Raw genomic sequence first — 25,643 nt, 5'->3', positions numbered from 1 at the left:
AGGTGTAAGTATGAAAATAATCGTCCAAAAATTTGGAGGAACTTCCGTTCGTAACGAAGAAGGAAGAGCGAGAGCAATCTATCATTTAAATAATGCATTAAGTGAGGGTTACAAAGTAGTCGTTGTTGTATCGGCAATGGGACGAAAAGGTGAGCCGTATGCAACGGATACATTGCTTTCACTTGTTGATGGAAATAAAGCGTCTCTTAATAAACGTGAGCTTGATATGCTTATGGCATGCGGAGAATTAATTTCATCGGTTGTGTTTACGAATTTATTAAACGAAAATGGTATTAAAGCTACAGCGTTAAACGGTGCACAGGCCGGGTTTGTGACGAATGATGATTTTACCAATGCCAAGATACTAGAAATGAAATGCGATCGTTTGTTAAAAGAATTAGAAGAATATGATGTCGTTGTTGTAACAGGCTTTCAAGGTGCAACTACTGAAGGTGATACAACAACGCTTGGACGCGGAGGCAGCGATACATCTGCTTCAGCTTTAGGTGCAGCCCTTATGGCTGATTACATTGACATTTTCACAGATGTAGAAGGTGTGATGACAGCGGACCCGCGTATTGTAGAAGATGCAAGACCGCTATCCGTTGTCACATATAACGAAATATGCAACATGGCTTATCAAGGTGCAAAAGTAGTTCACCCACGTGCCGTAGAAATTGCCATGCAAGCAAAAGTACCGATGCGCGTCCGTTCCACGTATGCTGATTCAACAGGTACGCTCGTTACATCTCAAGGTGAAGCACAGCAGCGTGGAAGCGATGTACAAGAACGCCTTGTAACAGGCATCGCGCACGTATCCAACGTCACTCAAATTAAAGTTTTTAGTAAAGAAGGCCATTATGATACGCAAGCAGAAGTATTCAAAGCAATGGCACAAGAAAAAATCAGCGTAGATTTTATCAATATTTCACCGAAGGGTGTTGTATATACGGTAACAGATGAAGCAACTGACAAAGCGATTGATGTGCTTCATGCGCTGGGGTATGAGCCGGCTGTTATTCGCAACTGTGCCAAAGTGTCAACGGTTGGAGCAGGAATTGCAGGGGTGCCTGGTGTTACATCTAAAATTGTTACAGCCCTTTCTGGCGAAGGTATTCAGATTTTACAATCTGCTGACAGCCATACGACGATTTGGGTGCTTGTAAAAGAAGAGGATTTAAAGAAAGCCGTTAATGCTCTTCATGGTGCCTTTGAGTTGTCAAAAGCACCGCAAAAGAGATAAACTACATGTTCCGTTAGCTATAAGCTAACGGTTCATTACATGAATAGGGATAATGCAATTTCAAGGAGTGAAAACATGATTGATTTTGGGAAAGTCGCAACAGCGATGGTAACGCCTTTTGATCATAAAGGAAATATTGATTTTGAAAAAACAACGCAGCTTATTAACTATTTAATCAGCAACGGTTCGGATGCGTTGGTTATTGCAGGAACAACGGGTGAATCTCCTACGCTTTCAACAGAAGAAAAGCTGGCGCTGTTCCGCCACTCAGTAAAGGTAGTAGATGGCCGTGTACCTGTTGTGGCTGGTACAGGAAGCAACAATACGTATGCATCAATTGAATTAACAAAAAAGGCAGAAGAAATCGGCGTAGATGCGATTATGATTGTAGCACCTTATTACAACAAGCCGAATCAGGAAGGCTTATATCAGCATTTTAAAACAATTGCTGAAAGTACAGAGCTGCCTGTCATGTTATACAATATTCCAGGGCGATCTGTTATCAATATGTCTGTTGATACAATTGTACGCCTAGCTGAACTGCCAAATGTTGTAGCGTTAAAAGATGCAAGCGGAGATCTTGACGCAATGACAGCTATTATCGCACAAACAAGCGATGATTTTGCTTTATACAGCGGTGATGATGGTTTAACACTACCGGTACTAGCAGTTGGAGGAACTGGTATTATTTCTGTTGCCTCTCACGTTATTGGGAATGAAATGCAAGAGATGGTTAAGCTGTATGAGTCGGGAAATCCGAAGGAAGCAGCAAAAATTCATCAGCGTATTGTACCCATTATGAAATCTCTTTTTGCGGCTCCAAGTCCAACGCCTGTTAAAACAGCTTTACAGCTAAAAGGGTTAGACGTAGGATCGGTACGATTACCTTTAGTTCCGTTAACGGAAGAAGAACGCCAAACGTTAGTCAGCACATTAAATACGCTATAAGCTATAAGTATGTTTTTTAAACGTCTCTTCATTGACCGTATATACGAGTCGATAAAGAGACGTTTTTTTCTTATAAGATAATAGAAGAGCAGATGACGGAAATAGACGAATGAAATTTCTTGTATTCCAATTCTTACTTCAGTTATAATGTAAGCAAATGAAATTGAACGGGTGAAAGTAAGTAGGAGGAGCTTATGGTACTAGAAAAGACAGAAAATATTAAAATTTCAGCCTTGGGTGGAGTCGGAGAACTTGGAAAAAACATGTATGTGGTGGAAATCAATGAAAACATATATGTGTTAGATGCAGGATCAAAGTTTCCGGGAGGGGAAATGTTAGGAATTGATATTGTCATTCCGGACATTACATATTTAGTAGAAAATCAGCAGAACGTAAAAGGCATATTTGTTACTCATGGACACGAAGAACAAATTGGCGCTATTCCCTTTATACTTCAAAAATTGGATGTGCCTGTATATGGTACAGAATTAACGCTAGCACTTATCAAAGAAAAGTTAAAAGAATATGGAATTAAAAAATATGAAGCTTTACATCCTATCACTTCGTCAACGGTTTTATCGTTTGAAGGAGTAGATATTTCATTTTTCAGAACGCAACACAGCATCCAAGATTCAGTCGGTATTTGTTTACAAACAAATCAAGGTGCGATTGTATATACAGGTGATTTTAAATTTGATCAAAATTCAGTCAGCATTCAAAGCGCTGATATTGGAAAAATGGCTGCCATTGGAGAACAAGGCGTGCTGTGTTTGCTTTCAGACAGTACAAATGCGGATAAGCCGGGCTATACAGTTTCCGAAGCCGTCATTGGACAAAATATTACCGACGCTTTTTATAAAAGCAAAGGTCGAATCATTGTTGCTGCATACAGTTCCAATCTGCACCGTATTCAGCAAATCATTCATGCCGCATATCAGCACGGCCGCAATCTGATCGTTATGGAAAAAAATATGCTGAAAATCATTGATATTGCAGCAAAACTTGGACATTTGCAGCTGCCTGAGGATTTAATTGTTCCTGTGCAAAAGCTAAAAGATCTTTCAGAACATGAAACGGTTATTTTAACAACAGGTCATCACGGAGAGCCGATTTTAGGTCTTACTCGAATGGCTAAACAGTCCCATAAATTTATTCAAATCAAACAAGATGATACGGTCCTGCTGGCTGCTACACCTGTGGCGGGGCACGAAACGACCTTTTCAAAAACAATTGACGTCATCTTTCGTTTAGGAGCAAGCGTAGTGTTTGCTCAGAAGAAAGTGCAGGCTTCCGGACACGGCAGTCAAGAAGAATTAAAATTTATGATTAACTTAACAAAGCCGAAATATGTCATGCCTGTGAATGGAGAGTATCGAAAACAAAAAGCTTATGCAAAGCTGGCCGGTCAATTAGGAATATCAGAAGATCATATTTGTTTGCTTGAAAAAGGTGAGCGAGTTGAGTTTAAAGATGCTCGCATGTACCCTAGCGGTTCTATTCAAGCAGGAAATACGCTTATTGATGGCCTAGGCGTCGGTGATATTGGAAATATCGTTCTGAGAGACCGCAGGCTGCTGTCACAGGACGGAATCTTAACGGTAGTAGTTACGATTAATAAACGCCAAAAAACGGTAGTAGCGGGGCCAGAAATCATCTCCCGCGGATTCGTCTATGTAAGAGAATCAGAAAAGCTTTTAGAAGAAGCAACGAAGATTGTTCAGCAAATTTTAGAAAAGTGTATGGAAGACAAAGTGATCGAGTGGTCTTCATTAAAATTAAAAATGAGAGAAAGTTTAAATCAATTTCTATATGAAAAAACCCGTCGTAAACCGATGATTTTACCGATTATTATGGAAATCTAATGTGAAGCCTTCCCGCTGGGAAGGCTTTTTATTTGCAGCTGATGCGGATGTAATAACTATGAGAAGTTCATACTACTACTATCAATAAGTGAAAGGAGCTAGAATATGTTTGAAAATAACGAAAGATTACATTCTGATGAAGCGCCTCAGCAGCCTAATAAAAATGAAGAAAGCAAGGGCGGGATATTAGATAAAATTCAACAATTAGGACAGACCAACGTGGCTCAGCTTCCTCAGGATTCTAATATTCACTGTTTAACGATTGTAGGACAAATAGAAGGGCACATGCAGCTGCCTCCTCAAAACAAAACGACAAAATATGAGCATGTCATCCCGCAAATTGTGGCGATTGAACAAAATCCAAAAATTGAAGGATTGCTTATTATTTTGAATACAGTAGGTGGAGATGTAGAAGCGGGTCTTGCAATTGCTGAAATGATTGCTTCGTTATCCAAGCCTTCTGTGTCCATTGTGTTAGGAGGCGGACATTCAATCGGTGTTCCAATTGCGGTTTCAACTGATTATTCGTATATTGCCGGTACAGCGACCATGACCATTCACCCTATTCGCTTAACAGGTCTTGTTATTGGTGTACCGCAAACATTTGAATACTTAGATAAAATGCAAGAGCGCGTGATTAACTTTGTGAGAGAACACTCTCATATTTCAGAAGAAAAGTTTAAAGAACTTATGTTTTCAAAAGGGAACTTAACGCGTGATATCGGGACAAATGTAGTTGGCGGAGATGCTGTTTCATACGGGTTAATTAACGAAGTAGGCGGAGTTGCTCAAGCGATCAAAAAGTTGAATGAACTGATTGAGCAAGGACGTCAGAATGAGGAGCAGCTGCTGCAATGATTTTGTATACAATGATGCCGCAAGAACTAATCTTTCAGCAGTCTTATCAACAAGAACAATCTCAGCCAAAGCTTATTAGCCATAATGGAATCCCGGTTATTGTTGAAGAAAATGAACAAAAGCAACAGCAAATTGTGAGGATTTTAAGCACGAATCCTCAAGATTATTTGAATGAAAATTATTATCCTGGTCAAATTTTGTCGTAAGGATTTCAGTATAATTATGGTGAATATGGTATAATGAATATGACGAAGAAGGCAGCCGCTGTATTGGCTGCTTTTTTATTCAACTGATAAAAGAAACAAAATCAACATAGAGCGTTGGACGTTGATTGGAGTGGAAAAATGGCAAAGAAAAAACGAAGAGGTCAAATAAAAAAGGATGAATGGAAACGCATATTGCGCTTTGAGCTTATTGGCTTATTTTTATTAGCATTAACGTTAATTGCCATGGCAGGACTTGGTGCTGTAGGACAGGCCCTTGTACTAGTGGTCCGCTTATTTATTGGCGAATGGTATATGCTGTGTTTAATAGGAATGGCTATTCTATCTGTTTATATTATTTGGAAAAGGGAAATGCCTCCTTTAGTGACGCGGCAGCTTATCGGTACATATCTCATTATTTTATCTATTTTACTGTTTAGTCATGTTACGTTATTTGAAAATTTATCAAAAAACGGAACGTTTACAGATCCGTCTGTCATTATGAACACGTGGGATTTGTATATGCTCGAAGCAACGGGCCAATCGAATCACAGTGATTTAGGCGGAGGGATGATAGGAGCTATTATGTTTGCCATGTTCTACTATCTATTTGATAGCTTAGGAACAGAACTTATCGCTGCCTTGCTTATTGTGATTGGAGTACTGCTTATTACCGGACGTTCGCTTCACGAAACGGTATTAAAACTTTTGTCACCTCTAGTGAATTTTTTAACAACGGAGTTAAAAGAAGGCTGGCAAGATATTCAGACGTGGAAACATAAAAAGAAAAAAGCTCCCAAAACAACAAAAAAGAGACGCCAAGAAAAAGCTGTTCAAGAGCCTGAAGAAAGCATGGACATAGAAGTAGAAGCACCTTCGCCTCCAATTATTGAACACTTTGACTACGGAGAGGAAGAGTCTAGTCAACCTGCTGCTGCTCCTATAGCTCCGGTGCCGCCGGTTGTGGAATCGAAGCCTGTAGCTGCTGCACCGCAACAGCCAAGGCCGCAAAAGGAACAGGAAGAAGAAAAAGCTCCTATGATTACATTTACTGAAACGGAAAATAAAGAGTATGAGCTTCCTCCTATCAAGCTATTAACGATGCCAAAGAAAAGCAACCAGGCAAAAGAGCATAAAAACATTTATAAAAATGCCGAAAAACTTGAAAAAACGTTTCAAAGCTTCGGCGTAAAAGCAAAAGTGGCAAAAGTTCACCTTGGACCAGCTGTTACAAAATATGAAGTATATCCTGATGTAGGAGTAAAAGTAAGTAAGATTGTTAATTTAAGTGATGATCTAGCACTTGCATTAGCTGCCAAAGATATTCGGATTGAAGCTCCAATTCCCGGGAAATCAGCGGTAGGAATTGAAGTGCCGAATGAAGAAGTAGCGATGGTTTCACTTAGAGAAGTACTTGAAGCAACTGAAAATAACCGACCGGATAAAAAGCTATTAGTTGGTTTAGGAAGAGATATTTCAGGTGAAGCTGTGCTAGCAGAGCTTAATAAAATGCCTCATATGCTTGTAGCAGGGGCAACCGGAAGCGGAAAAAGTGTATGTATCAACGGTATTATTATTAGTATTTTAATGAGGACAAAGCCTCATGAAGTAAAATTAATGATGATTGACCCTAAAATGGTTGAGCTCAATATGTACAATGGTATTCCGCATTTATTGGCTCCTGTTGTAACGGATCCGAAAAAAGCTTCTCAAGCCTTAAAGAAAGTTGTAAATGAAATGGAGCGACGTTATGAGCTGTTTTCACACAGCGGAACGAGAAACATTGAAGGATATAACGATTTAGTAAAACGTATGAATGACGATGGAGACGCCGATGCAAAACAGCCGACTCTTCCTTATATTGTGGTGATTGTCGATGAGTTGGCTGACTTGATGATGGTTGCTTCATCTGATGTAGAAGATTCGATCACACGTCTTGCTCAAATGGCTCGTGCTGCCGGCATTCATTTGATTATTGCTACACAGCGACCATCAGTAGATGTTATTACGGGAGTTATTAAAGCTAACATTCCTTCCCGAATCGCTTTTAGTGTATCTTCACAAACTGACTCTCGTACGATCTTAGATATGGGAGGAGCTGAAAAGCTTCTAGGAAGAGGAGATATGCTGTTCATGCCTGTTGGAGCTTCAAAACCTGTGCGTGTGCAAGGTGCCTTTTTATCAGATGAAGAAGTAGAAGAGATTGTTGATTTTGTAATTGCACAGCAAAAAGCGCAGTATCAAGAAGAAATGATTCCAACCGATGCTCCTGAACAAGTTGATGATTTTGCAGATGAGCTATATGACGAAGCGGTACAGCTTGTAGCAGAAATGCAAACAGCTTCTGTTTCTATGCTGCAGCGACGCTTTCGAATTGGCTATAACCGGGCTGCGCGCTTAATCGATGCAATGGAAGAGCGTGGAGTGGTGGGACCTTATGAAGGAAGTAAGCCGCGTTCCGTCCTGATTTCTCAGCAGAATGAGGATGTTGGATCTTAATAATGTTACTAGAAAAGATGACTTGCATATGTGCAAGTCATCTTTTTTATGAAACGAAAGAGAGGAAGAATAGTATCATACAAAAATATGTCATGCTAAATAAATGAAATAAAAACGAATATTAAAAAATTTAATGACTAAAATGTTTGGTTTTTATCTAATATTAGAAGAAAAGCAGGTTGTTAGGTATGCTGACATTAAAAAATAACAAAAATTCATTTTTTTAAAAAAATATTAAAAATTTTAATAAAAAATTAATATAACCTATTTATTTATCTGTCGAAAAATGATATATTATTTTCGATTAAGTAGTCGAACATCAGAGGTCTGATGACTTTTTAATATGGAGGAAGAGTGATGTCTATACGTGCGGATAATCGGCACTTGTATTTACAAGTGATTGATAAAATTAAACAAAATATAGAAAAAGGAATTTTTAAAGAAAAGGAAAGACTCCCTTCAGAGTTTGATTTATCAAAGCAGCTAGGGGTTAGCCGCGCAACGCTACGTGAGGCACTTCGCATATTAGAAGAAGAGAATATTATTGTTCGCAGACACGGCGTGGGAACATTTGTCAACACGAAGCCTACTTTTTTGTCAGGGATTGAGCAACTAAATAGTATAACACATATGATTGAACAAGCCGGTATGAAGGCTGGAACAATCTTCTTATCTTCTCAAATACAAGAGTTGTCTGAAAATGATTTAACACGTTTTGCATGCGGGGAAGACGAACAGATTTTATTTGTTGAACGGGTGAGAACGGCAAACGGAGAGCCGGTTGTATATTGCATGGACAAGGTTCCTCAAAGAATATTGACTGAAAATTTTGAATATAAACAAGAGTCTTTGCTAGAAATTCTTGAAAAACAAGCAGGAAAGCACATTGCATACGCCGTGGCAAACATTGAGCCTCTAGGCTATCATGAAAAAGTTTCTCCTATTTTACAATGCGAGCCAGAAACCGCTTTGCTTGTACTGAAACAAATGCATTATGACCAGCATGATGAACCCATTTTATATTCCATCAATTATTTTAAAGCAGATCAATTTAGTTTCCAAGTACTGCGTAAACGCGTCTAGTTTTTTTTGTGGTTAAATGTCAGAAAATTTCCAACTATTTAACATTGTCCTTTTAAGGAGGTGTCAAATGTAGGTCACAAGGACGAAATAGAAAATTGGCTTTATACTTTTAAAACTATTCAGGGGGTTAAAACATGTTAAAACGTAAAACGGGACTTGCATTATCACTAGTATTAGCGGCAGGAACACTTTTAAGTGCGTGTGGCTCAGACGACGCAGGTAAGAGCGGCGGAGATAAAAAAGCGGCAGATTTTAAAGTGGGAATGGTAACAGATACGGGCGGGGTAGACGATAAATCGTTTAACCAATCTGCTTGGGAAGGTCTTACAAAGTTTGGGAAAGATAACGGACTTGATGAAGGGACTGGATATAAGTATTTGCAGTCTACAAAAGCGTCTGAATACGAGAGCAATCTTTCTAAATTTGCTGAGAGTGGCTACAACTTGACGTATGGAATTGGCTTTTTGTTAAAAGAAGATATTAAAAAAGCAGCAAAGCAGTATCCAGACGCTAACTTTGCATTAGTAGACGATACGCTAAAGTCAGAGAACTTAGATAACGTGGCAAGCATTCTATTTAAAGAAGAGCAAGGCTCTTTCTTAGTAGGTGTAGTAGCAGCTAAACAAACGAAAACGAACAAAATCGGCTTTATCGGAGGTGTTGAATCTCCATTAATCAAGAAGTTTGAAAACGGATTTAAAGCAGGTGTTAAATCTGTAAACCCAGATGCTGAAGTTATCTCTCAATACGCAGAAAGTTTTAACTCTCCAGAAAAAGGTTCAGCTATTGCTTCTACTATTTACAGCAAAGGCGCCGATATTATTTATCAAGCGGCTGGCGGTACTGGAAACGGCGTATTTACAGAAGCTAAAAACCGTTCAAAAGGCGGTAAGGATAAAAAGGTTTGGGTAATTGGAGTTGACCGCGATCAGCATGAAGAAGGTATGCCTGAAAACGTAACGTTAACGTCGATGGTTAAACGCGTTGACTTGGCTGTAGAAGATGTTGCAAAAAAAGCAATGGACGATAAATTCCCAGGTGGTAAAGAAGTTGTGTTTGGCTTAAAAGAAGACGGAGTAGGAATTGCCCCATCACAAGATAATGTAAGTAAAGATGCGTTAAAAGCAGTTGATGAGTATAAGCAAAAGATTCTAGACGGTGACATTACAGTGCCTCAAACGGATAAAGAATTTAAAGAGTTTGAAAAAACGCTAAAAAAATAAGCTGACGTCTGTTAAGCAATGATTATATGAGTATAAAAGGCTAGTGAAAACTAGCCTTTTTCATAGCCAAAAAACCGAAGACAGAATCCTGTAGCAGGCAGGAATAGGGAGTGAAAGCAGTGGAATATGTTATTGAAATGCTAGATATTCGCAAAGAGTTTCCCGGTATTGTCGCTAATGACAATATTACACTCCAAGTGAAAAAGGGAGAAATTCATGCTTTGTTAGGAGAAAATGGTGCAGGTAAGTCAACGCTGATGAACGTTTTATTTGGACTTTATCAGCCTGAAAAAGGGCAGATTCGTGTAAACGGCCAAGAAGTCAAAATCACGGACCCTAACGTAGCGAACGACTTAGGAATTGGGATGGTTCATCAGCACTTCATGCTTGTTCAAAACTTTACAGTAACAGAAAATATTATTCTTGGGAACGAACCGACGCGAACGGGGAAAATCAACATTAAAAAAGCAGCTCAAGATATTCAAGAGCTTTCAAATCAATATGGATTATCGGTAGATCCATATGCGAAGATTCAAGATATCTCAGTTGGCATGCAGCAGCGAGTGGAAATTTTAAAAACGCTTTACAGAGGAGCCGATATTCTTATTTTTGATGAACCTACTGCCGCCTTAACACCTCAAGAAATTACGGAATTAATTCAAATTATGAAAAAGTTAATTCAAGAAGGAAAGTCAATTATTTTAATTACGCATAAATTAAAAGAAATTATGTCAGTGTGCGACCGCTGTACAATTATTCGAAAAGGTGTGGGAGTTGGCACGGTAAATGTGCAAGAAACGAACCCTGATGAACTTGCCGCTTTAATGGTAGGAAGAGAAGTTCATTTTAAAACTGAAAAGAAAACAGCGACTCCAAAAGAAGCTGTGTTAACAATAAAAGAATTAGTAGTAGAAGACAGCCGAGGAGTAGAGGCTGTAAGTTCACTTAATCTAAGCGTTCGAGCAGGCGAAATTGTAGGCATCGCGGGTGTAGATGGAAATGGTCAAACAGAGCTGATTGAGGCAATTACGGGTCTGAGAAAAATAAAGTCGGGTTCGATCACATTAAAAAATCAAGAGCTGTCTACGTTATCCACTCGTAAAATTACGGAGTCAGGAGTAGGACATATTCCGCAGGATCGCCATAAGCACGGACTGGTATTAGATTATACAATTGGTGAAAATATCGGTCTTCAAACGTATTATCAAAAGCCGATGTCTAAATCAGGTATTTTGAATTATAAAGAGCTGTATAAAAAAGCAAAAGAGTTAATTGCAGAATATGATGTGCGAACGCCTAGTGAATATACGCAAGCGCGGTCGCTATCGGGCGGAAATCAGCAAAAAGCCATTATTGCCCGTGAAGTAGACCGCAGTCCGGAACTATTAATTGCAGCTCAGCCAACGAGGGGGCTTGATGTAGGAGCCATTGAATTTATTCATAAAAAGCTGATTGAAGAACGAGATAAAGGACGGGCAGTGCTGCTCGTTTCGCTAGAACTAGATGAAGTAATGAATCTAAGCGATCGCATTGCGGTTATTTATGAAGGGGAAATAGTCGACATTGTAGATCCAAAAGAAACCAATGAACAAGAGTTAGGATTATTAATGGCAGGCGGTACGCGTGAGAAAGCGGGTGGAACAGCATGAATAAACTTGTGAAAAATGAACGTGTAATGATGATTTTGATTCCTGTTGTATCGGCCATATTAGGACTCATTGCCGGAGCGGTTATTATGTTACTAGGCGGCTATGATCCGATGCTTGGCTATCAATCTCTTTTTGACGGGATGTTTGGAACGCCAAAAGCCATTGGAGAAACGATTCGTGCCATGACTCCTCTTGCTCTGGCTGGTATTGCGGTTGCGTTTGCTTATAAAACCGGTCTCTTTAACATTGGAGTAGAAGGACAGCTTTTAGTTGGCTGGTTGGCTTCAGTATGGGTTGGGTATGCGTTTGATTTACCAGCAGTCATTCATATTCCTTTAGCTGTATTAGCAGCAGCTGCAGCTGGAGCAGTTTGGGCGTTTATTCCAGGATTTTTAAAAGCAAAATTTCATGTTCATGAAGTAATTGTTTCCATCATGATGAACTATATTGCCCTTTATACAACGAGCAGCTTAATCCGTACGTATTTATACGCGGGTAATGAAAAATCGTATGATATTAAAGAATCGGCATCTTTAGCATCAAGCTTTTTAGCACAGTTAACCAATAACTCTCGCCTTCATTACGGCATTCTTATTACCATCGCTGCAGCCGTCGTAATGTGGTTTATTTTGAATAAAACAGCTAAGGGCTTCGAGCTAAGAGCTGTTGGTTTTAATCAACATGCTTCACAGTATGCAGGAATGAATGTAGGCCGAAACATTGTGTTATCCATGGCGATTTCAGGCGCTTTTGCCGGGCTTGCCGGGGCAATGGAAGGGCTTGGAACATTTCAGTATATGGGTACATTCACTGCGTTTACAGGTACGGGATTTGACGGTATCGCCGTAGCCCTTTTAGGAGCTAACAGTGCAATTGGAATTTTATTAGCTTCATTCTTTTTCGGAGGATTGCAAACTGCGGCTCCTCAAATGAACTTTATGACAGGCGTACCGTCTGAATTAATTCAAATTGTCATTGCGCTTATTATCTTTTTTGTTGCATCTAGTTATTTAATTCGCTGGGTGCTTGGCCGTGCAGGCAAGGGGGGAGCAAAATGAACTTCTTAGAGGTGTTAGCCATTATTATTCCAGCGGCGCTTTATTCAGCTGCACCGCTGATCTTTACCGCGCTAGGAGGGATATTTAGTGAACGTTCCGGGGTCGTGAACATCGGATTAGAAGGGCTGATGATGTTTGGCGCGTTCACAGGTATTGTTTCAACCCTTTTACTTCAGGATTCATTAGGTGCTTGGGCTCCGTGGGTAGCGATAGTAATTGCGGCTGTTGTTTGCGCTGTGTTCTCGCTGATTCATGCTGTTGCAAGTATTACATTAAAAGCAGATCAAACTGTAAGCGGGGTAGCGCTGAATTTTCTAGCTGCGGGTCTTTCAATCTTTTTAATCAAAAAGATTTTTGGGAAAGGACAAACTGATTTTATCCAATTCCGTATCGATAAAGTAAGTATTCCAGGTCTATCAGACATTCCAGTAATCGGTAAAATTCTGTTTTCGAATGTTCCTATTACGTCTTATATTGCAATTGTGCTAGCTTTTGCTGTATGGTACATCATTTATAAAACGCCGTTTGGTCTTCGTCTTCGTTCAGTTGGTGAACACCCAATGGCAGCAGACACAATGGGGATCAAAGTTGTGAGAATGCGTTACGTTGGGGTTATGATTTCTGGCATGTTCGCTGGAATCGGCGGAGCCGTGTATGCTACGTCTATCGCTACAAACTTTGCAGCAGGAACGATTGCTGGACAAGGGTTCCTTGCTATTGCAGCTATGATTTTTGGGAAATGGCATCCTATTGGTGCTTTAGGTGCAGCCATGTTTTTCGGATTAGCACAGTCTTTGAGTATCACGGGAGCTCAGATTCCGGTTATTCAAGATATCCCATCCGTCCTTTTAACTATTGCACCGTACGTATTAACAATCTTAGCACTTACTGGTTTTGTAGGACGTGCTGAGGCTCCTAAAGCGCTAGGCGTTCCTTACGAAAAAGGCCGCCGCTAATAAATCCACTATATAAGGTCTAACAATGACTAAAGTTGGATAAATATAGAAGGTGGAGACAAAGAAATCATATTCTTTTCTCCGCCTTTTTTTCATTGAGAGAAAGAATATGAAAAGAAATGAGGAAGCGCGCGGCAAGTTACTTGAAAATGTTTCCTTGAATTCGATATAGTGGTTATAAGACTAAAATTAGCGTTAAAGATTCAAAATAGAAGTATTGTCTAGTTAATACATCAAAATTTAAAAGGAGGTTTATATATGAAATTATTGACTGAACAAAAACATGAACTAGAAGGATTGACTGTTCATACCATTCAAACAGCTAAGTACAAAACAAACACGTTCATTTTAAAACTAAATGCCCCTTTAGATAAGAAAACGGTGACAATGCGTGCCCTTTTACCTTATGTGCTTCAAAGCGCTACCGAGTCGCTGCCGTCTACGACAAAGCTTCGTACATATTTAGATGAGCTTTATGGTGCTACTTTACAAGTAGACTTAACAAAAAAAGGTGATAACCACGATATTACGATTCGCATTGATATAGCGAACGAAAAATATTTGAAAGATTCAACTCCGCTTTTGCAAAAAGCGTTAGCGCTTCTTGGCGATATTTTATTAAAGCCAGCAGTTGAAGGGGACTCTTTTTTAAAGGATATTATGACAAAAGAAAAGCGTTCGCTTCGTCAGAGAATTCAAGCCGTATTTGATGATAAAATGCGCTATGCTAATTTAAGACTAGTTGAAGAAATGTGTAAAGAAGAACCTTACTCTTTACATGTAAACGGTCAAATTGACGACGTGGAAGAAATTACAGGTGAAAGTTTGTACGCCTATTATCAGCAGGTGTTAAAAGAAGATGCCATTCACCTTTATGCTATTGGAGATTTGCAAGTCGAAGAGGTTTTACAAACAGTAAAAGAAACATTTACGTTACCAAAGCGCGAGCAAAAAGACATTGAAGATTCTATTACGTCTAAAGATATCTCAAAAGTAAATGAAGTAGTGGAAAAACAAGAAGTAAAACAAGGGAAATTAAATATTGGCTACCGCACAAATGTTGTATACGGAGATAGGCAGTATTTTGCTCTGCAAGTATTTAACGGTATATTCGGAGGTTTCTCACATTCTAAGCTATTTATCAATGTGCGTGAAAAAGCAAGCTTAGCCTATTATGCCGCTTCAAGGGTAGAAAGTCATAAGGGGTTACTGATGGTGATGTCGGGTATTGATGCTAAAAATTACGACCAAGCCGTGACCATTATTAAAGAACAAATGCAGGAGATGAAGCAAGGGTCGTTCACAGACGGCGAAATCGCTCAAACAAAAGCCGTCATTCACAATCAGCTGCTTGAAACGGTGGATACTCCACGAGGACTAGTAGAGGTTATGTATCATAATGAATTAACAGGCAAAGACATTTCAATTGACGAATACTTAAAGCATATTGATGCGGTATCTAAGCAGGAAATTATTAAAGTGGCTGAGAAAATTGAAATGGATACAATTTATTTCTTAACAGGAACGGGCGGTGAAGAAAATGGAGAAAATTGAATTTTCGCAGCTTCAGGAACAGCTGTATCATGAAAAAATGGATAACGGGCTACAGGTATATATTTTGCCAAAGCCGGAGTTTAACAAAACGTTTGCTACCTTTACAACGAACTACGGATCGATTGACAATCAATTCGTACCGCTAAATGAAAATGAAATGACAAAAGTTCCGGACGGAATCGCACACTTTTTAGAGCATAAATTATTTGAAAAAGAAGACGGGGATGTCTTTCAGCAGTTTAGTAAACAAGGCGCTTCGGCCAATGCATTTACTTCTTTTACCCGCACAGCTTACTTATTCAGCTGTACGTCAAATTTTGAAGAAAACCTTGAAACATTAGTGGACTTTGTACAAGAGCCGTACTTCTCAGAAAAAACGGTCGAAAAAGAAAAAGGCATTATCGGTCAAGAAATTACAATGTATGACGACAATCCGGACTGGCGCTTGTATTTTGGCACCATTCAAAATATGTACAAAAACCACCCTGTTAAAATTGATATTGCCGGCACGATTGAATCGATTTCACATATTAATAAAGATTTGCTGTATACATGCTATGAAACATTCTACCATCCAAGCAACATGCTGTTGTTCATTGTAGGTCCTGTTGATGCGGAAAAGGTAATGAAGCAAGTTCGAGACAATCAGCAGAAAAAAGATTATAAAGAAATCTCTGACATACAGCGTCATTTTGACGAAGAGCCTGAAACGGTGGATCAAGAAAAACAAGTACTAAAAATGCCGGTGCAGTCTTCTAAATGTATGGTGGGTCTAAAAGCGAAAAAACCGCAGCGTTCAGGTGGAGAAATGCTTAAATATGAGTTAGCAATGAATATTATTTTAGATTACGCATTTGGTAAAAGCTCTTCGTACTATGAGGAGTTATATGCAGACGGGCTCATTGATGAAACATTTGCTTATGATTATACGGAGGAAAGAGGATTTGGTTTTGCTCTTATCGGAGGAGATACGGACCAACCGGAGCAGCTGTATGATCGTGTTAAACAAATTTTACTTGAAATGAAAACAAAATCACTAACAGAAGAGGAGCTTGAGCGTATCCGTAAAAAGAAAATCGGCGGATTTTTACGTTCATTAAACTCACCTGAGTTTATCGCTAATCAGTTTACACGCTATGCATTTAATGATATGAATTTATTTAATATTGTTGAAACGCTGGAAAAACTGAAGGTGAACGAAATAAAAGATGTGCTAAACGAGATTATTGATGAAAAGAACTTTACGGTTTGTGAAGTAGTACCTAAATAAAGATGATTGTTGCCAAAAAAGCTGATGTTCATCAGCTTTTTTGCATGTAAAGGAGAGAAGGTTATGGAGAAATTTGCCCTTGTGACAGGTGCAAGCGGAGGAATTGGCACAGCGATTGCCAAGCAATTGGCTGAGGATGGATATTCGCTTATTTTGCATTACCATCAACGAAGAGACAGAATAGAGGCGCTTGCACATGAGCTTGCTGAAAAGGTAAAAACCGTGTTTACGGTACAAGCGGATTTATCATGTAAAGAGGGAGTGGAGAAGTTTTTAGAGGAAATTATTGTTCCGGTAGAAGTTATTATTCATAACAGCGGACGAAGCGTTAGCGGGTTAATGACAGATACTCCGGCAAAAGAAACTGAAGAAATGATCTATCTTCACATCACGGCTCCCTTTGTTATTACCAAAGCTTTATTACCTAAAATGATTAGTGCTAAAAGCGGGCAAATCATCATGATTTCTTCCATTTGGGGACTTACAGGAGCTTCATTTGAAGTCCTTTATTCCATGGTAAAAGGTGCACAAAATACGTTTGTAAAAGCTTTGGCAAAAGAGGTTGCACTAAGTGGGGTTCGAGTAAATGGAGTTGCCCCCGGAGCGATTGAAACGGATATGATGGCCAGCTATTCAAAAGAAGAGGTTAAAGAGCTGGCTGAAGAGATCCCTTTAGGAAGAATAGGATATCCAAAAGAAGTGGCAGATGCCGTTTCATATTTAATATCTTCACGAGCTTCCTACATAACGGGACAAATATTATCGGTTAATGGCGGTTGGTACATATAAAGTGTGCATAAAATCAAAAACACGGTACAAACTATGATATGAATAAACCTTAAGGAGGGCTACTCATGTCAGTATTAGAAAACTGGGATAGCTGGAAAGATTTTTTAGGCGACCGTTTACATCATGCGCAAAACGAAGGAATGCAAGAAGAAGTTATTCATGATCTTGCTTATCAAATTGGTGGATATTTAGCAAACCAAGTTGATGCAAAAAATGATCAAGAGCGAATTTTAGCAGACCTTTGGAGCGTTGCTTCTAAAGAAGAGCAGCATGCGATTGCGAGCAGCATGGTGAAATTAGTTCAAAATAACGGATCAGTAAAATAAGTTATCGTTTCTAAAAAGGAGCTAATTCACCGCGTGTGAAAGCTCCTTTTTTCTTAGAATTAAATAGTACAAATAAATAAGCGCTTACATACATAACAAATGTAGAACTACTTGTCTTTAGGGTTTATAATATAATGGAAATCATTTATAGTTAAACTAGGTGAAAAAAAGGGGGCACCTCTCGAAGGCCAGCCAAGAAATGGGAGGGGTTTGATGGAGAAAATTGAGTGGTATTTAGAATATCAAATACAAAAAAATCGTCCGGGTCTTTTAGGTGATATTTCATCGCTTCTTGGAATGTTGTCAATTAACATTGTCACAATTAATGGAGTGGATGATATTCGCCGTGGATTATTGCTGCGCTGTGATTCACATGAGCAAATAGACAGGCTTGAATCTATTTTGAAAACAATGGATAATATCATTGTGACAAAAATGAGACCGCCTAAATTGCGTGATAAGTTAGCAGTGCGTCACGGTCGCTATATTCAGCGGGATGCAGATGATAAAAAGACGTTCCGTTTCGTAAGAGATGAATTAGGTTTGCTCGTAGATTTTATGGCGGAACTGTTTAAACAAGACGGTCATAAGCTTATCGGCATTCGAGGTATGCCGCGAGTAGGCAAAACCGAATCCATTGTAGCAGCTAGCGTATGTGCGAACAAAAGGTGGCTTTTTGTGTCTTCTACACTCTTAAAACAAACGATTCGCAGTCAGCTTATTGCTGACGAATACAACGCTGATAATATTTTTATTATTGACGGGATTGTATCGACAAAACGAGCGAATGAAAAGCACTGGCAGCTTGTTCGAGAAGTAATGAATGTACCCGCGACAAAAATTGTGGAGCATCCGGATGTATTTGTACAAAATACCGAGTATTCGTTAGATGATTTTGCCTACATTATTGAAATAAGAAACGACCCCAATGAGAAAATTACATATGAAATAATGGAAGGTCCTCAAATGTTTCAAGACGGTGGATTATCGATGTTTGATTTTTAGCATAATTGGTAGGTGTTAGCATTGACAGAGTTAGGACAAAGGTTAAGACAAGAACGAGAAAGCAAAGGATTGTCGTTAGAGGATTTACAAAAACTAACGAAAATTCAAAAACGCTATTTACTTGGCATTGAAGAAGGCAATTATGAGGTTATGCCTGGGAAATTTTACGTACGAGCGTTTATTAAGCAATACTGCGAAGCAATTGGGTTGGACACAGATGCTATCTTTGAAGAATACAAATCAGACATTCCTTCAACTCAAACAGAAGACATGCCGCAGCAGCTTTCGCGCGTTCGCAGCCGCAAAGAAATTCCTCAGCATACAAAAGGAGTTTCAAAAGCATATGACTACCTTCCAACTGTTCTAGTGGTGGCGGGAGTTGTAGTTGTTGGGATTATTATTTGGGTAATCGCTCAAAATATCGTCTCGGATAAAAACAAGGAGCAGGCTAACCAAGAAGCTCCAAACAGTGAAGTTCAGCAGTCTAACACGCAGGAAGAAACGAATGAAACTACTGCAAAAAATGACAATAGCAAGTCAGAAGATGAACAAAGTGCTGCTGATAAGAAAGAACAAGAAAAAGAAAAAGCTGAAAAAGAAAAAGCCGCAAAAGAAAAAGCTGAGAAAGAAAAAGCGGAAAAAGAAAAGAAAGACAGCGGTAAACAAGAATACAAGGAAGTTCAAAAAACAGGCAGAAGTGCTACGTATGCTCTTTCCGGTACAGATGCATTTAATCTAGAAGTAACATCCACTCAAGCAGATACTTGGTTAGATGTGAAAAATGGAAAAGGGAATGCCTTCTTTAGCTCCATTCTAAAAAAAGGTGAAACAAAAGAATTTGATTTGACGAAAGAAACTGAAGCTCGTGTCAACATCGGTTATTCACCTGGAGTAGAGTTAAAAGTAAATGGAAAAGCGGTTGACTTGCCGTTTGATTCATCCAAGCAAGTTCGACAAGTTGTAACGATTCAATATCAGCCGGCAGAAGCACAGTAAACAGCCTGTTTTAAAAAGTGATCAGGGTGTAAATAAAGATAATATGTGAATTAATTACTCATTCACGCTATAATAAAACCAAAGCCGTGCAAACAACTTCGTTTGCACGCTTTCAGTTTGTAACAGTAATTGGAGGCAGAAGAAGTGAATTTACCAAACAAGATTACCATTTCGCGAATTTTTCTAATTCCCGTATTCCTCATTTTTATGATGGTGCCGCTACCATTCGGTACAGTGGAGGCAGCAGGAAAAGAGATCCCGATCGCTCACCTATTAGGGGCAGCATTATTTATTATTGCATCTACAACAGACTGGATAGACGGATACTATGCTCGAAAGTACGATTTAGTCACGAACTTGGGCAAATTTTTAGATCCACTAGCAGACAAGCTATTGGTTTCAGCTGCGCTTGTAGCTATTGTTGACTTAGATTTAATTGCAGGTGCAGGATGGGCTGCTATCATCATTATTAGCCGTGAATTTGCTATCACAGGTTTAAGACTTGTACTAGCAGGGGAAGGGGAAGTTGTAGCAGCAAATATGTTAGGTAAAATTAAAACATGGACTCAAATTTTAGCTATTTCAGCTATTCTGTTGTATAACTTGCCTTTTGAATGGGTTTCCATTCCATTTGCTAGCGTAATGCTTTGGATCTCAGTGATTTTTACGGTTATTTCAGGCTGGGACTACTTTGCTAAAAACAAACAGGCTTTTGTTAACTCAAAATAAGTAAGATGGAGATGATATGATGAACGCTGAAATTATTGGAGTCGGCTCTGAGCTGCTGCTTGGACAAATTGCCAATACAAACGCTCAGTATTTATCGAAAAAATTAGCCGAACTTGGAATTAATGTTTACTATCATACGGTAGTAGGAGATAATGCACAGCGCTTAAAAGAAGTGATTGCTACAGCTCAAACGCGTGCGGAGTTAATTATTTTCACAGGCGGGCTTGGTCCTACAAAAGATGATTTAACAAAAGAAACAATTGCGAGTGTGCTAGGAGTAGAGCTGACAACAAATGCAGAAGCCCTTGAAAGTATTGAAGCCTATTTCAAACAGTCAAATCGTATCATGACACCTAACAATAAAAAACAGGCAATTGTGCTAGAAGGTTCGGCAGTGCTCCCTAACGATTACGGAATGGCTCCAGGTATGGGGCTTACAGTAGAGGGAAAACACTATATGCTATTTCCAGGGCCTCCAAAAGAGCTTTATCCAATGTATGAATCGTATGGCCAAGAATTTTTAGCTCAAAAGCTTGAATTAAAAGAAAGTATTGAATCACGCGTTCTTCGCTTTTTCGGAATAGGAGAATCACAGCTTGAGACGGAAATTGAAGATTTGCTTGATGCACAAACCAACCCGACGATTGCACCGCTAGCAGGAGATGGGGAAGTGACGCTTCGCTTAACTGCTAAGCACGCTGATGCTGCTGAAGCACAGCGCATGTTAGACGAAGTGGAAAAAACCATTTCAGAGCGCGTAGGCGAGTATTTATATGGATACGAAGCAACTTCTTTACATAATGAATTGGTAAAAGAATTAACGGCACAAGGATTAACGATTGCTTCAGCCGAAAGTTTAACCGGCGGTTTATTCAGCGAACGTTTAACAACTGTTTCAGGTGCTGGAGAAGTTGTTAAAGGTAGCCTGGTCGCCTATCATTATGAAATCAAGCAAAATATTCTCGGAGTGAGCGAACACACGCTGAATCAGTACGGAGCCGTTAGCGAGCAGTGCGCGGCTGAAATGGCTCAGCGTATTCAACAGTTATACAAAACGGATATTGGCATCGGGTTTACAGGTGTAGCTGGACCCTCCAAACAAGAAGGACATCCTGTAGGAACAGTATATATAGGGGTAGCCTATAAAGATCAAGCTCCTCAAGTTTACAGCCTGCAGCTATCCGGAAGCCGCCAGGGGATTCGTTCACGAACGGTTAATTATGGCTGTCATTACGTATTAAAGATGATAAAGAAATAAAGAAAAAAGGCTGTTTGGTTTTTCCAAAACAGCCTTTTTTTTATAAAATAATAAACGAACATTTATTCGCTTTTTGCTTGTCAAACGACTCAAAAACTAGTATAGTAAGTTATAGAAAGTTGTTAATTCGACATTGCTACTACATCGTAGTAAGTTTGCAGTTTATAGATGATTTCAAAGAGATAGAGGAGGAAATTGAGTGAACGATCGTCAAGCAGCCCTTGATATGGCTTTAAAACAAATTGAAAAGCAATTTGGTAAAGGTTCAATTATGAAATTAGGTGAACAAACGGAAAAAAGAATTTCTACGATTCCAAGTGGTTCATTAGCGTTAGATATAGCTTTAGGTGTAGGTGGATATCCACGTGGACGTGTAGTTGAAGTATACGGTCCAGAAAGCTCAGGTAAAACAACAGTTGCTCTTCATGCCATTGCAGAAGTTCAACAGCAGGGCGGACAGGCTGCATTTATCGATGCGGAGCACGCGTTAGATCCTGTATATGCTCAAAAATTAGGTGTGAATATTGATGAGCTATTATTATCTCAGCCTGATACGGGAGAACAAGCTTTAGAAATCGCTGAAGCTTTAGTTCGAAGCGGTGCAGTAGATATTATTGTTGTTGACTCAGTAGCAGCATTAGTGCCAAAAGCGGAAATTGAAGGAGAAATGGGAGACTCTCACGTGGGTCTACAAGCTCGTTTAATGTCTCAAGCATTGCGTAAACTATCTGGAGCTATCAACAAGTCTAAAACAATCGCTATCTTTATTAACCAAATTCGTGAAAAAGTCGGCGTTATGTTTGGTAATCCTGAAACAACTCCTGGTGGACGTGCGCTTAAATTCTATTCTTCAGTGCGTCTAGAAGTGCGTCGTGCAGAGCAGTTAAAGCAAGGAAACGATATTGTAGGTAACAAAACAAGAATTAAAGTTGTGAAAAACAAAGTAGCTCCGCCTTTCCGTGCTGCTGAAGTAGATATTATGTACGGAGAAGGTATTTCAAAAGAGGGAGAAATCTTGGATATCGCTTCTGAACTAGATATTGTTCAAAAAAGTGGATCTTGGTATTCATATAATGACGAGCGTCTAGGTCAAGGTCGTGAAAATGCAAAACAATTCTTAAAAGAAAATACTGATATTCGTCAGGAAATTGCGGGACAAGTGCGTGAACATCATGGTTTAGATCAAGATGGAGAGCCAGCTCCTGAGGATGACGATCAAAGCGATTTAAATATTTAATTTGCTGCGAGATAAAAAAAGACTCCTCTATTTCAAAGAAGGGGTCTTTTTTTTGTAAAAATTGTTAATGCTAGAAAAGTAACATACGAAATTTCAATATATACTGTAGAGGCAGGCTTGACAATAAAAATGCACAGATTTACAATTAAGATGTATATTTTCCCTTTTTAAAACATTTTAGCGTTTAAAAGCCTTTGTGTGTATATTGAAAGGTGAATACGATGTACATGCCGACATGAAATTTAAAACTTACAAGTTTATAGCAAGGGGAGGTGAAATGATGGATACTAATACAATCATCTTCGCTTTGCTTGGCCTAATCGTCGGTGCAGTTGTTGGCTTTTTTGTTTGTAAATCGATTGCTGAAGCTAAAATTGCGGGAGCAAAGTCTAGTGCAGAACAAATTATTGATGAAGGAACCCGCGAGGCGGAAGCTTTGAAAAAAGAAGCTTTACTAGAAGCGAAGGATGAAATCCATCAGCTTCGTACAGAGGCAGAACAAGATATTCGTGATCGTCGAGCAGAACTTCAAAAACAAGAAAATCGATTAATGCAAAAAGAGGAAAATCTTGATCGTAAAGACGAATCACTTGATAAACGTGAAGCGTTACTTGAAAAGAAAGATGATTCTCTTACTGTTAAACAACAGCATATTGAAGAGATGGAAAGCAAAGTTGAAGAAGTAGTACGTGCACAGCAAACAGAGCTAGAGCGCATTTCAAGCTTAACAAGAGAAGATGCAAGAGCGATTATTTTAGATCGTGTTGAAAATGAACTTTCCCACGACATTGCAATAATGGTAAAAGAAACAGAAAACCGTGCAAAAGAAGACGCCGATAAAAAGGCGAAAGAAATTCTTTCACTTGCTATTCAGCGTTGCGCAGCAGATCATGTTGCTGAAACGACTGTCTCAGTTGTTAACTTGCCAAATGACGAAATGAAAGGCCGAATTATCGGTCGAGAAGGTCGAAACATCCGTACGCTTGAAACTTTGACAGGAATTGATCTTATTATTGATGATACGCCAGAAGCAGTTATTTTATCAGGATTTGACCCGATTCGTCGTGAGACAGCAAGAATTGCACTTGATAAACTCGTTCAAGATGGTCGTATCCATCCCGCGCGTATTGAAGAAATGGTTGAAAAATCTCGCCGTGAAGTGGACGAATATATTCGTGAAGTTGGTGAACAAACGACTTTTGAAGTCGGTGTTCACGGGTTGCACCCAGACTTGATGAAAATTCTTGGTCGCTTAAAATTCAGAACAAGCTATGGTCAAAATGTGCTGAAACATTCAATGGAAGTAGCGCATTTATCAGGACTTATGGCTGCTGAATTAGGTGAAGATGAAACGTTAGCCAAACGAGCAGGATTGTTACATGATATTGGTAAAGCGATTGATCATGAGGTAGAAGGAAGTCACGTAGAAATCGGTGTTGAATTAGCTACAAAGTATAAAGAACATCCGGTTGTTATTAACGCGATTGCTTCTCACCATGGAGATACAGAGCCAACATCAATCATTGCTGTACTAGTTGCAGCAGCGGATGCATTATCTGCTGCAAGACCAGGTGCTCGTAGTGAGACGTTAGAAAACTACATTCGTCGTCTTGAAAAGTTAGAAGAAATTTCAGAGTCTTATGAAGGCGTTGAAAAATCATTTGCGATTCAAGCAGGGCGTGAAGTTCGTATTATGGTGAAACCAGATACGATTGGTGATCTAGAAGCGCATCGACTTGCTCGAGATATCCGAAAACGAATTGAAGATGAGCTGGACTATCCTGGCCACATCAAAGTAACCGTTATTCGTGAAACAAGAGCAGTAGAGTATGCAAAATAAAAATGAAGTGGCGTTTCGCCACTTTATTTTTTTTCGTAGAGATGAAGATGCAGATTAAGAATGAAGTATAGGAGCTTTTACATGAGAATTTTATTTATTGGAGACGTAGTTGGTTCTCCAGGCCGTGAAATGGTTGAAGAATATTTACCAAGATTAAAAAGAAAATACTCTCCGGGACTTACAATTGTGAATGGAGAAAATGCAGCTTCAGGAAAAGGCATTACTGAAAAGATTTATCGTCAGTTCTTGCAAGCAGGAGCTAACATTATTACCCTTGGTAACCACGCGTGGGACAAACGTGAAATTTTTGATTTTATTGACGATGCAAAAAATCTTGTTCGTCCTGCTAATTTTCCTGAAGGTACACCGGGCAAGGGAATTACGTATTTTACGTATAATCAGCTTGAGGTAGCCGTGATTAATTTACAAGGGCGCACGTTTATGGCCCCGCTTGATTGTCCATTTCAAAAAGCAGATGAACTGATTGAAGAAGCACGTCAGCGCACTTCGCTTATTTTTATTGATTTTCATGCTGAAACAACAAGTGAAAAGCAAGCAATTAGCTGGTATGTGGACGGTCGTGTCAGCGCTGTTGTCGGCACTCATACGCACGTTCAAACAGCTGACAATCGTATATTGCCAAAAGGAACAGCTTACATCTCTGACGTAGGAATGACGGGACCATATGACGGCATTTTAGGAATGGAGCGCGAAGCTGTTATTAAGCGTTTTTTAACGTCTCTTCCTGTTCGATTTGAAGTGCCAAAAGAAGGAAGAACACAGCTTAGTGGAATCGTTATTGATATTGATCAAAAGACGGGGAAAGCAACAAAAACAGAGCGGATTTTAATTAACGAAGACCATCCGTTTTTTGAATAAAGGGAAAAAGTCAATGTGTCGAAAGACGATACGTTGGCTTTTTTATTTTGTCAAAAACGTAAAAAGAAAAAAGAAAGGTGTAGAAATATAAGTTTTTGAATATTTAGGAAAAACAAGCAGGAATACGTTTGACATATCGTGAATATAGTAACATTGAAATCAATTAAGTCATTGGTCT

At 39.2% G+C, this 25,643-nt stretch carries 22 protein-coding genes; all 22 read left to right on the top strand.

The genetic code is table 11. The annotated features are described in order from the left end of the window. The first annotated feature begins 10 nt into the window (after positions 1-10). The 22 genes from dapG (at position 11) to AC1D0Y_RS01730 (ending at position 25,465) form a co-directional block, all read left to right on the top strand. Positions 11-1,243 (top strand): aspartate kinase, encoded by a 1,233-nt coding sequence (gene dapG, locus AC1D0Y_RS01835; RefSeq protein WP_060745990.1) that lies wholly within the window; start codon positions 11-13, stop codon positions 1,241-1,243. A gap of 75 nt (positions 1,244-1,318) precedes the next feature. Then, positions 1,319-2,191, top strand: a complete 873-nt coding sequence (dapA, locus tag AC1D0Y_RS01830) for a 4-hydroxy-tetrahydrodipicolinate synthase (protein WP_060745991.1) — start codon at positions 1,319-1,321, stop codon at positions 2,189-2,191. 194 nt (positions 2,192-2,385) lie between these two features. Beyond that, positions 2,386-4,053 (top strand): ribonuclease J, encoded by a 1,668-nt coding sequence (locus AC1D0Y_RS01825; RefSeq protein WP_098331914.1) that lies wholly within the window; start codon positions 2,386-2,388, stop codon positions 4,051-4,053. Between the two features lie 105 nt (positions 4,054-4,158). Beyond that, complete coding sequence (locus tag AC1D0Y_RS01820; RefSeq protein WP_013058820.1) at positions 4,159-4,911, top strand: ClpP family protease; 753 nt, start codon at positions 4,159-4,161, stop codon at positions 4,909-4,911. Next, positions 4,908-5,117, top strand: coding sequence for a YlzJ-like family protein (locus tag AC1D0Y_RS01815; RefSeq protein WP_025750284.1), 210 nt, complete (start codon positions 4,908-4,910; stop codon positions 5,115-5,117). The genes AC1D0Y_RS01820 and AC1D0Y_RS01815 overlap by 4 nt, the downstream gene beginning before the upstream one ends. Positions 5,118-5,255: 138 nt before the next feature. Continuing rightward, entirely contained in the window at positions 5,256-7,613 is a 2,358-nt protein-coding gene (locus AC1D0Y_RS01810; protein WP_060745993.1) for an FtsK/SpoIIIE family DNA translocase, read from the top strand. 357 nt (positions 7,614-7,970) lie between these two features. Continuing rightward, entirely contained in the window at positions 7,971-8,696 is a 726-nt protein-coding gene (locus AC1D0Y_RS01805; protein WP_477707315.1) for a GntR family transcriptional regulator, read from the top strand. A 134-nt stretch (positions 8,697-8,830) separates the two neighbouring features. After that, positions 8,831-9,919, top strand: a complete 1,089-nt coding sequence (locus AC1D0Y_RS01800; protein ID WP_013058816.1) for a BMP family lipoprotein — start codon at positions 8,831-8,833, stop codon at positions 9,917-9,919. 119 nt (positions 9,920-10,038) lie between these two features. After that, on the top strand, positions 10,039-11,568 hold the full coding sequence (locus AC1D0Y_RS01795) for an ABC transporter ATP-binding protein (protein WP_028410852.1): 1,530 nt from the start codon (positions 10,039-10,041) through the stop codon (positions 11,566-11,568). After that, positions 11,565-12,626: an ABC transporter permease gene (locus AC1D0Y_RS01790; protein WP_014458483.1), complete on the top strand. Its 1,062-nt coding sequence runs from the start codon at positions 11,565-11,567 to the stop codon at positions 12,624-12,626. The genes AC1D0Y_RS01795 and AC1D0Y_RS01790 overlap by 4 nt, the downstream gene beginning before the upstream one ends. Then, a complete protein-coding gene (locus AC1D0Y_RS01785; protein ID WP_028410853.1) occupies positions 12,623-13,582 on the top strand; it encodes an ABC transporter permease in 960 nt (319 codons plus the stop codon). Before AC1D0Y_RS01790 ends, AC1D0Y_RS01785 begins: the two co-directional genes overlap by 4 nt. A gap of 258 nt (positions 13,583-13,840) precedes the next feature. Further along, complete coding sequence (gene yfmF / locus AC1D0Y_RS01780; RefSeq protein ID WP_013058812.1) at positions 13,841-15,136, top strand: EF-P 5-aminopentanol modification-associated protein YfmF; 1,296 nt, start codon at positions 13,841-13,843, stop codon at positions 15,134-15,136. Next, positions 15,123-16,406 (top strand): EF-P 5-aminopentanol modification-associated protein YfmH, encoded by a 1,284-nt coding sequence (yfmH, locus tag AC1D0Y_RS01775; RefSeq protein WP_477707314.1) that lies wholly within the window; start codon positions 15,123-15,125, stop codon positions 16,404-16,406. The genes yfmF and yfmH overlap by 14 nt, the downstream gene beginning before the upstream one ends. Before the next feature lie 63 nt (positions 16,407-16,469). Next, a complete protein-coding gene (ymfI, locus tag AC1D0Y_RS01770) occupies positions 16,470-17,195 on the top strand; it encodes an elongation factor P 5-aminopentanone reductase (protein WP_060745995.1) in 726 nt (241 codons plus the stop codon). 65 nt (positions 17,196-17,260) lie between these two features. Next, on the top strand, positions 17,261-17,521 hold the full coding sequence (locus tag AC1D0Y_RS01765; RefSeq protein WP_013058809.1) for a DUF3243 domain-containing protein: 261 nt from the start codon (positions 17,261-17,263) through the stop codon (positions 17,519-17,521). Positions 17,522-17,734: 213 nt separating this feature from the next. Further along, positions 17,735-18,526 carry a DUF3388 domain-containing protein gene (locus tag AC1D0Y_RS01760; protein ID WP_013058808.1) on the top strand — a complete coding sequence of 264 codons (792 nt, stop codon included), beginning with the start codon at positions 17,735-17,737 and terminating at the stop codon, positions 18,524-18,526. A gap of 12 nt (positions 18,527-18,538) precedes the next feature. Beyond that, on the top strand, positions 18,539-19,522 hold the full coding sequence (locus AC1D0Y_RS01755) for a helix-turn-helix domain-containing protein (protein WP_223546233.1): 984 nt from the start codon (positions 18,539-18,541) through the stop codon (positions 19,520-19,522). A gap of 144 nt (positions 19,523-19,666) precedes the next feature. Next, entirely contained in the window at positions 19,667-20,251 is a 585-nt protein-coding gene (pgsA, locus tag AC1D0Y_RS01750; RefSeq protein WP_013058806.1) for a CDP-diacylglycerol--glycerol-3-phosphate 3-phosphatidyltransferase, read from the top strand. Between the two features lie 16 nt (positions 20,252-20,267). After that, positions 20,268-21,509, top strand: a complete 1,242-nt coding sequence (locus AC1D0Y_RS01745; RefSeq protein WP_028410856.1) for a competence/damage-inducible protein A — start codon at positions 20,268-20,270, stop codon at positions 21,507-21,509. Between the two features lie 199 nt (positions 21,510-21,708). After that, positions 21,709-22,746 carry a recombinase RecA gene (gene recA, locus AC1D0Y_RS01740; RefSeq protein WP_028410857.1) on the top strand — a complete coding sequence of 346 codons (1,038 nt, stop codon included), beginning with the start codon at positions 21,709-21,711 and terminating at the stop codon, positions 22,744-22,746. 280 nt (positions 22,747-23,026) lie between these two features. After that, positions 23,027-24,586 (top strand): ribonuclease Y, encoded by a 1,560-nt coding sequence (rny, locus tag AC1D0Y_RS01735; protein ID WP_013058803.1) that lies wholly within the window; start codon positions 23,027-23,029, stop codon positions 24,584-24,586. A gap of 81 nt (positions 24,587-24,667) precedes the next feature. Beyond that, positions 24,668-25,465, top strand: a complete 798-nt coding sequence (locus tag AC1D0Y_RS01730; protein ID WP_025750269.1) for a TIGR00282 family metallophosphoesterase — start codon at positions 24,668-24,670, stop codon at positions 25,463-25,465. The last annotated feature ends 178 nt before the right edge of the window (positions 25,466-25,643 follow it).

This window comes from Priestia sp. P1_B12_1 (assembly GCF_056406695.1).
Note: the sequence above shows the minus strand (reverse complement) of the source record. Positions and strands in the feature narration are given on the sequence as shown.

What these genes read in the sequence shown, in the direction of transcription:
- dapG (WP_060745990.1), top strand. Translation starts at nt 11, where the DNA reads ATGAAAATAATCGTCCAAAAATTTGGAGGAACTTCCGTTCGTAACGAA.
- dapA (WP_060745991.1), top strand. Translation starts at nt 1,319, where the DNA reads ATGATTGATTTTGGGAAAGTCGCAACAGCGATGGTAACGCCTTTTGAT.
- AC1D0Y_RS01825 (WP_098331914.1), top strand. Translation starts at nt 2,386, where the DNA reads ATGGTACTAGAAAAGACAGAAAATATTAAAATTTCAGCCTTGGGTGGA.
- AC1D0Y_RS01820 (WP_013058820.1), top strand. Translation starts at nt 4,159, where the DNA reads ATGTTTGAAAATAACGAAAGATTACATTCTGATGAAGCGCCTCAGCAG.
- AC1D0Y_RS01815 (WP_025750284.1), top strand. Translation starts at nt 4,908, where the DNA reads ATGATTTTGTATACAATGATGCCGCAAGAACTAATCTTTCAGCAGTCT.
- AC1D0Y_RS01810 (WP_060745993.1), top strand. Translation starts at nt 5,256, where the DNA reads ATGGCAAAGAAAAAACGAAGAGGTCAAATAAAAAAGGATGAATGGAAA.
- AC1D0Y_RS01805 (WP_477707315.1), top strand. Translation starts at nt 7,971, where the DNA reads ATGTCTATACGTGCGGATAATCGGCACTTGTATTTACAAGTGATTGAT.
- AC1D0Y_RS01800 (WP_013058816.1), top strand. Translation starts at nt 8,831, where the DNA reads ATGTTAAAACGTAAAACGGGACTTGCATTATCACTAGTATTAGCGGCA.
- AC1D0Y_RS01790 (WP_014458483.1), top strand. Translation starts at nt 11,565, where the DNA reads ATGAATAAACTTGTGAAAAATGAACGTGTAATGATGATTTTGATTCCT.
- AC1D0Y_RS01785 (WP_028410853.1), top strand. Translation starts at nt 12,623, where the DNA reads ATGAACTTCTTAGAGGTGTTAGCCATTATTATTCCAGCGGCGCTTTAT.
- yfmF (WP_013058812.1), top strand. Translation starts at nt 13,841, where the DNA reads ATGAAATTATTGACTGAACAAAAACATGAACTAGAAGGATTGACTGTT.
- yfmH (WP_477707314.1), top strand. Translation starts at nt 15,123, where the DNA reads ATGGAGAAAATTGAATTTTCGCAGCTTCAGGAACAGCTGTATCATGAA.
- ymfI (WP_060745995.1), top strand. Translation starts at nt 16,470, where the DNA reads ATGGAGAAATTTGCCCTTGTGACAGGTGCAAGCGGAGGAATTGGCACA.
- AC1D0Y_RS01765 (WP_013058809.1), top strand. Translation starts at nt 17,261, where the DNA reads ATGTCAGTATTAGAAAACTGGGATAGCTGGAAAGATTTTTTAGGCGAC.
- AC1D0Y_RS01760 (WP_013058808.1), top strand. Translation starts at nt 17,735, where the DNA reads ATGGAGAAAATTGAGTGGTATTTAGAATATCAAATACAAAAAAATCGT.
- AC1D0Y_RS01745 (WP_028410856.1), top strand. Translation starts at nt 20,268, where the DNA reads ATGATGAACGCTGAAATTATTGGAGTCGGCTCTGAGCTGCTGCTTGGA.
- rny (WP_013058803.1), top strand. Translation starts at nt 23,027, where the DNA reads ATGGATACTAATACAATCATCTTCGCTTTGCTTGGCCTAATCGTCGGT.
- AC1D0Y_RS01730 (WP_025750269.1), top strand. Translation starts at nt 24,668, where the DNA reads ATGAGAATTTTATTTATTGGAGACGTAGTTGGTTCTCCAGGCCGTGAA.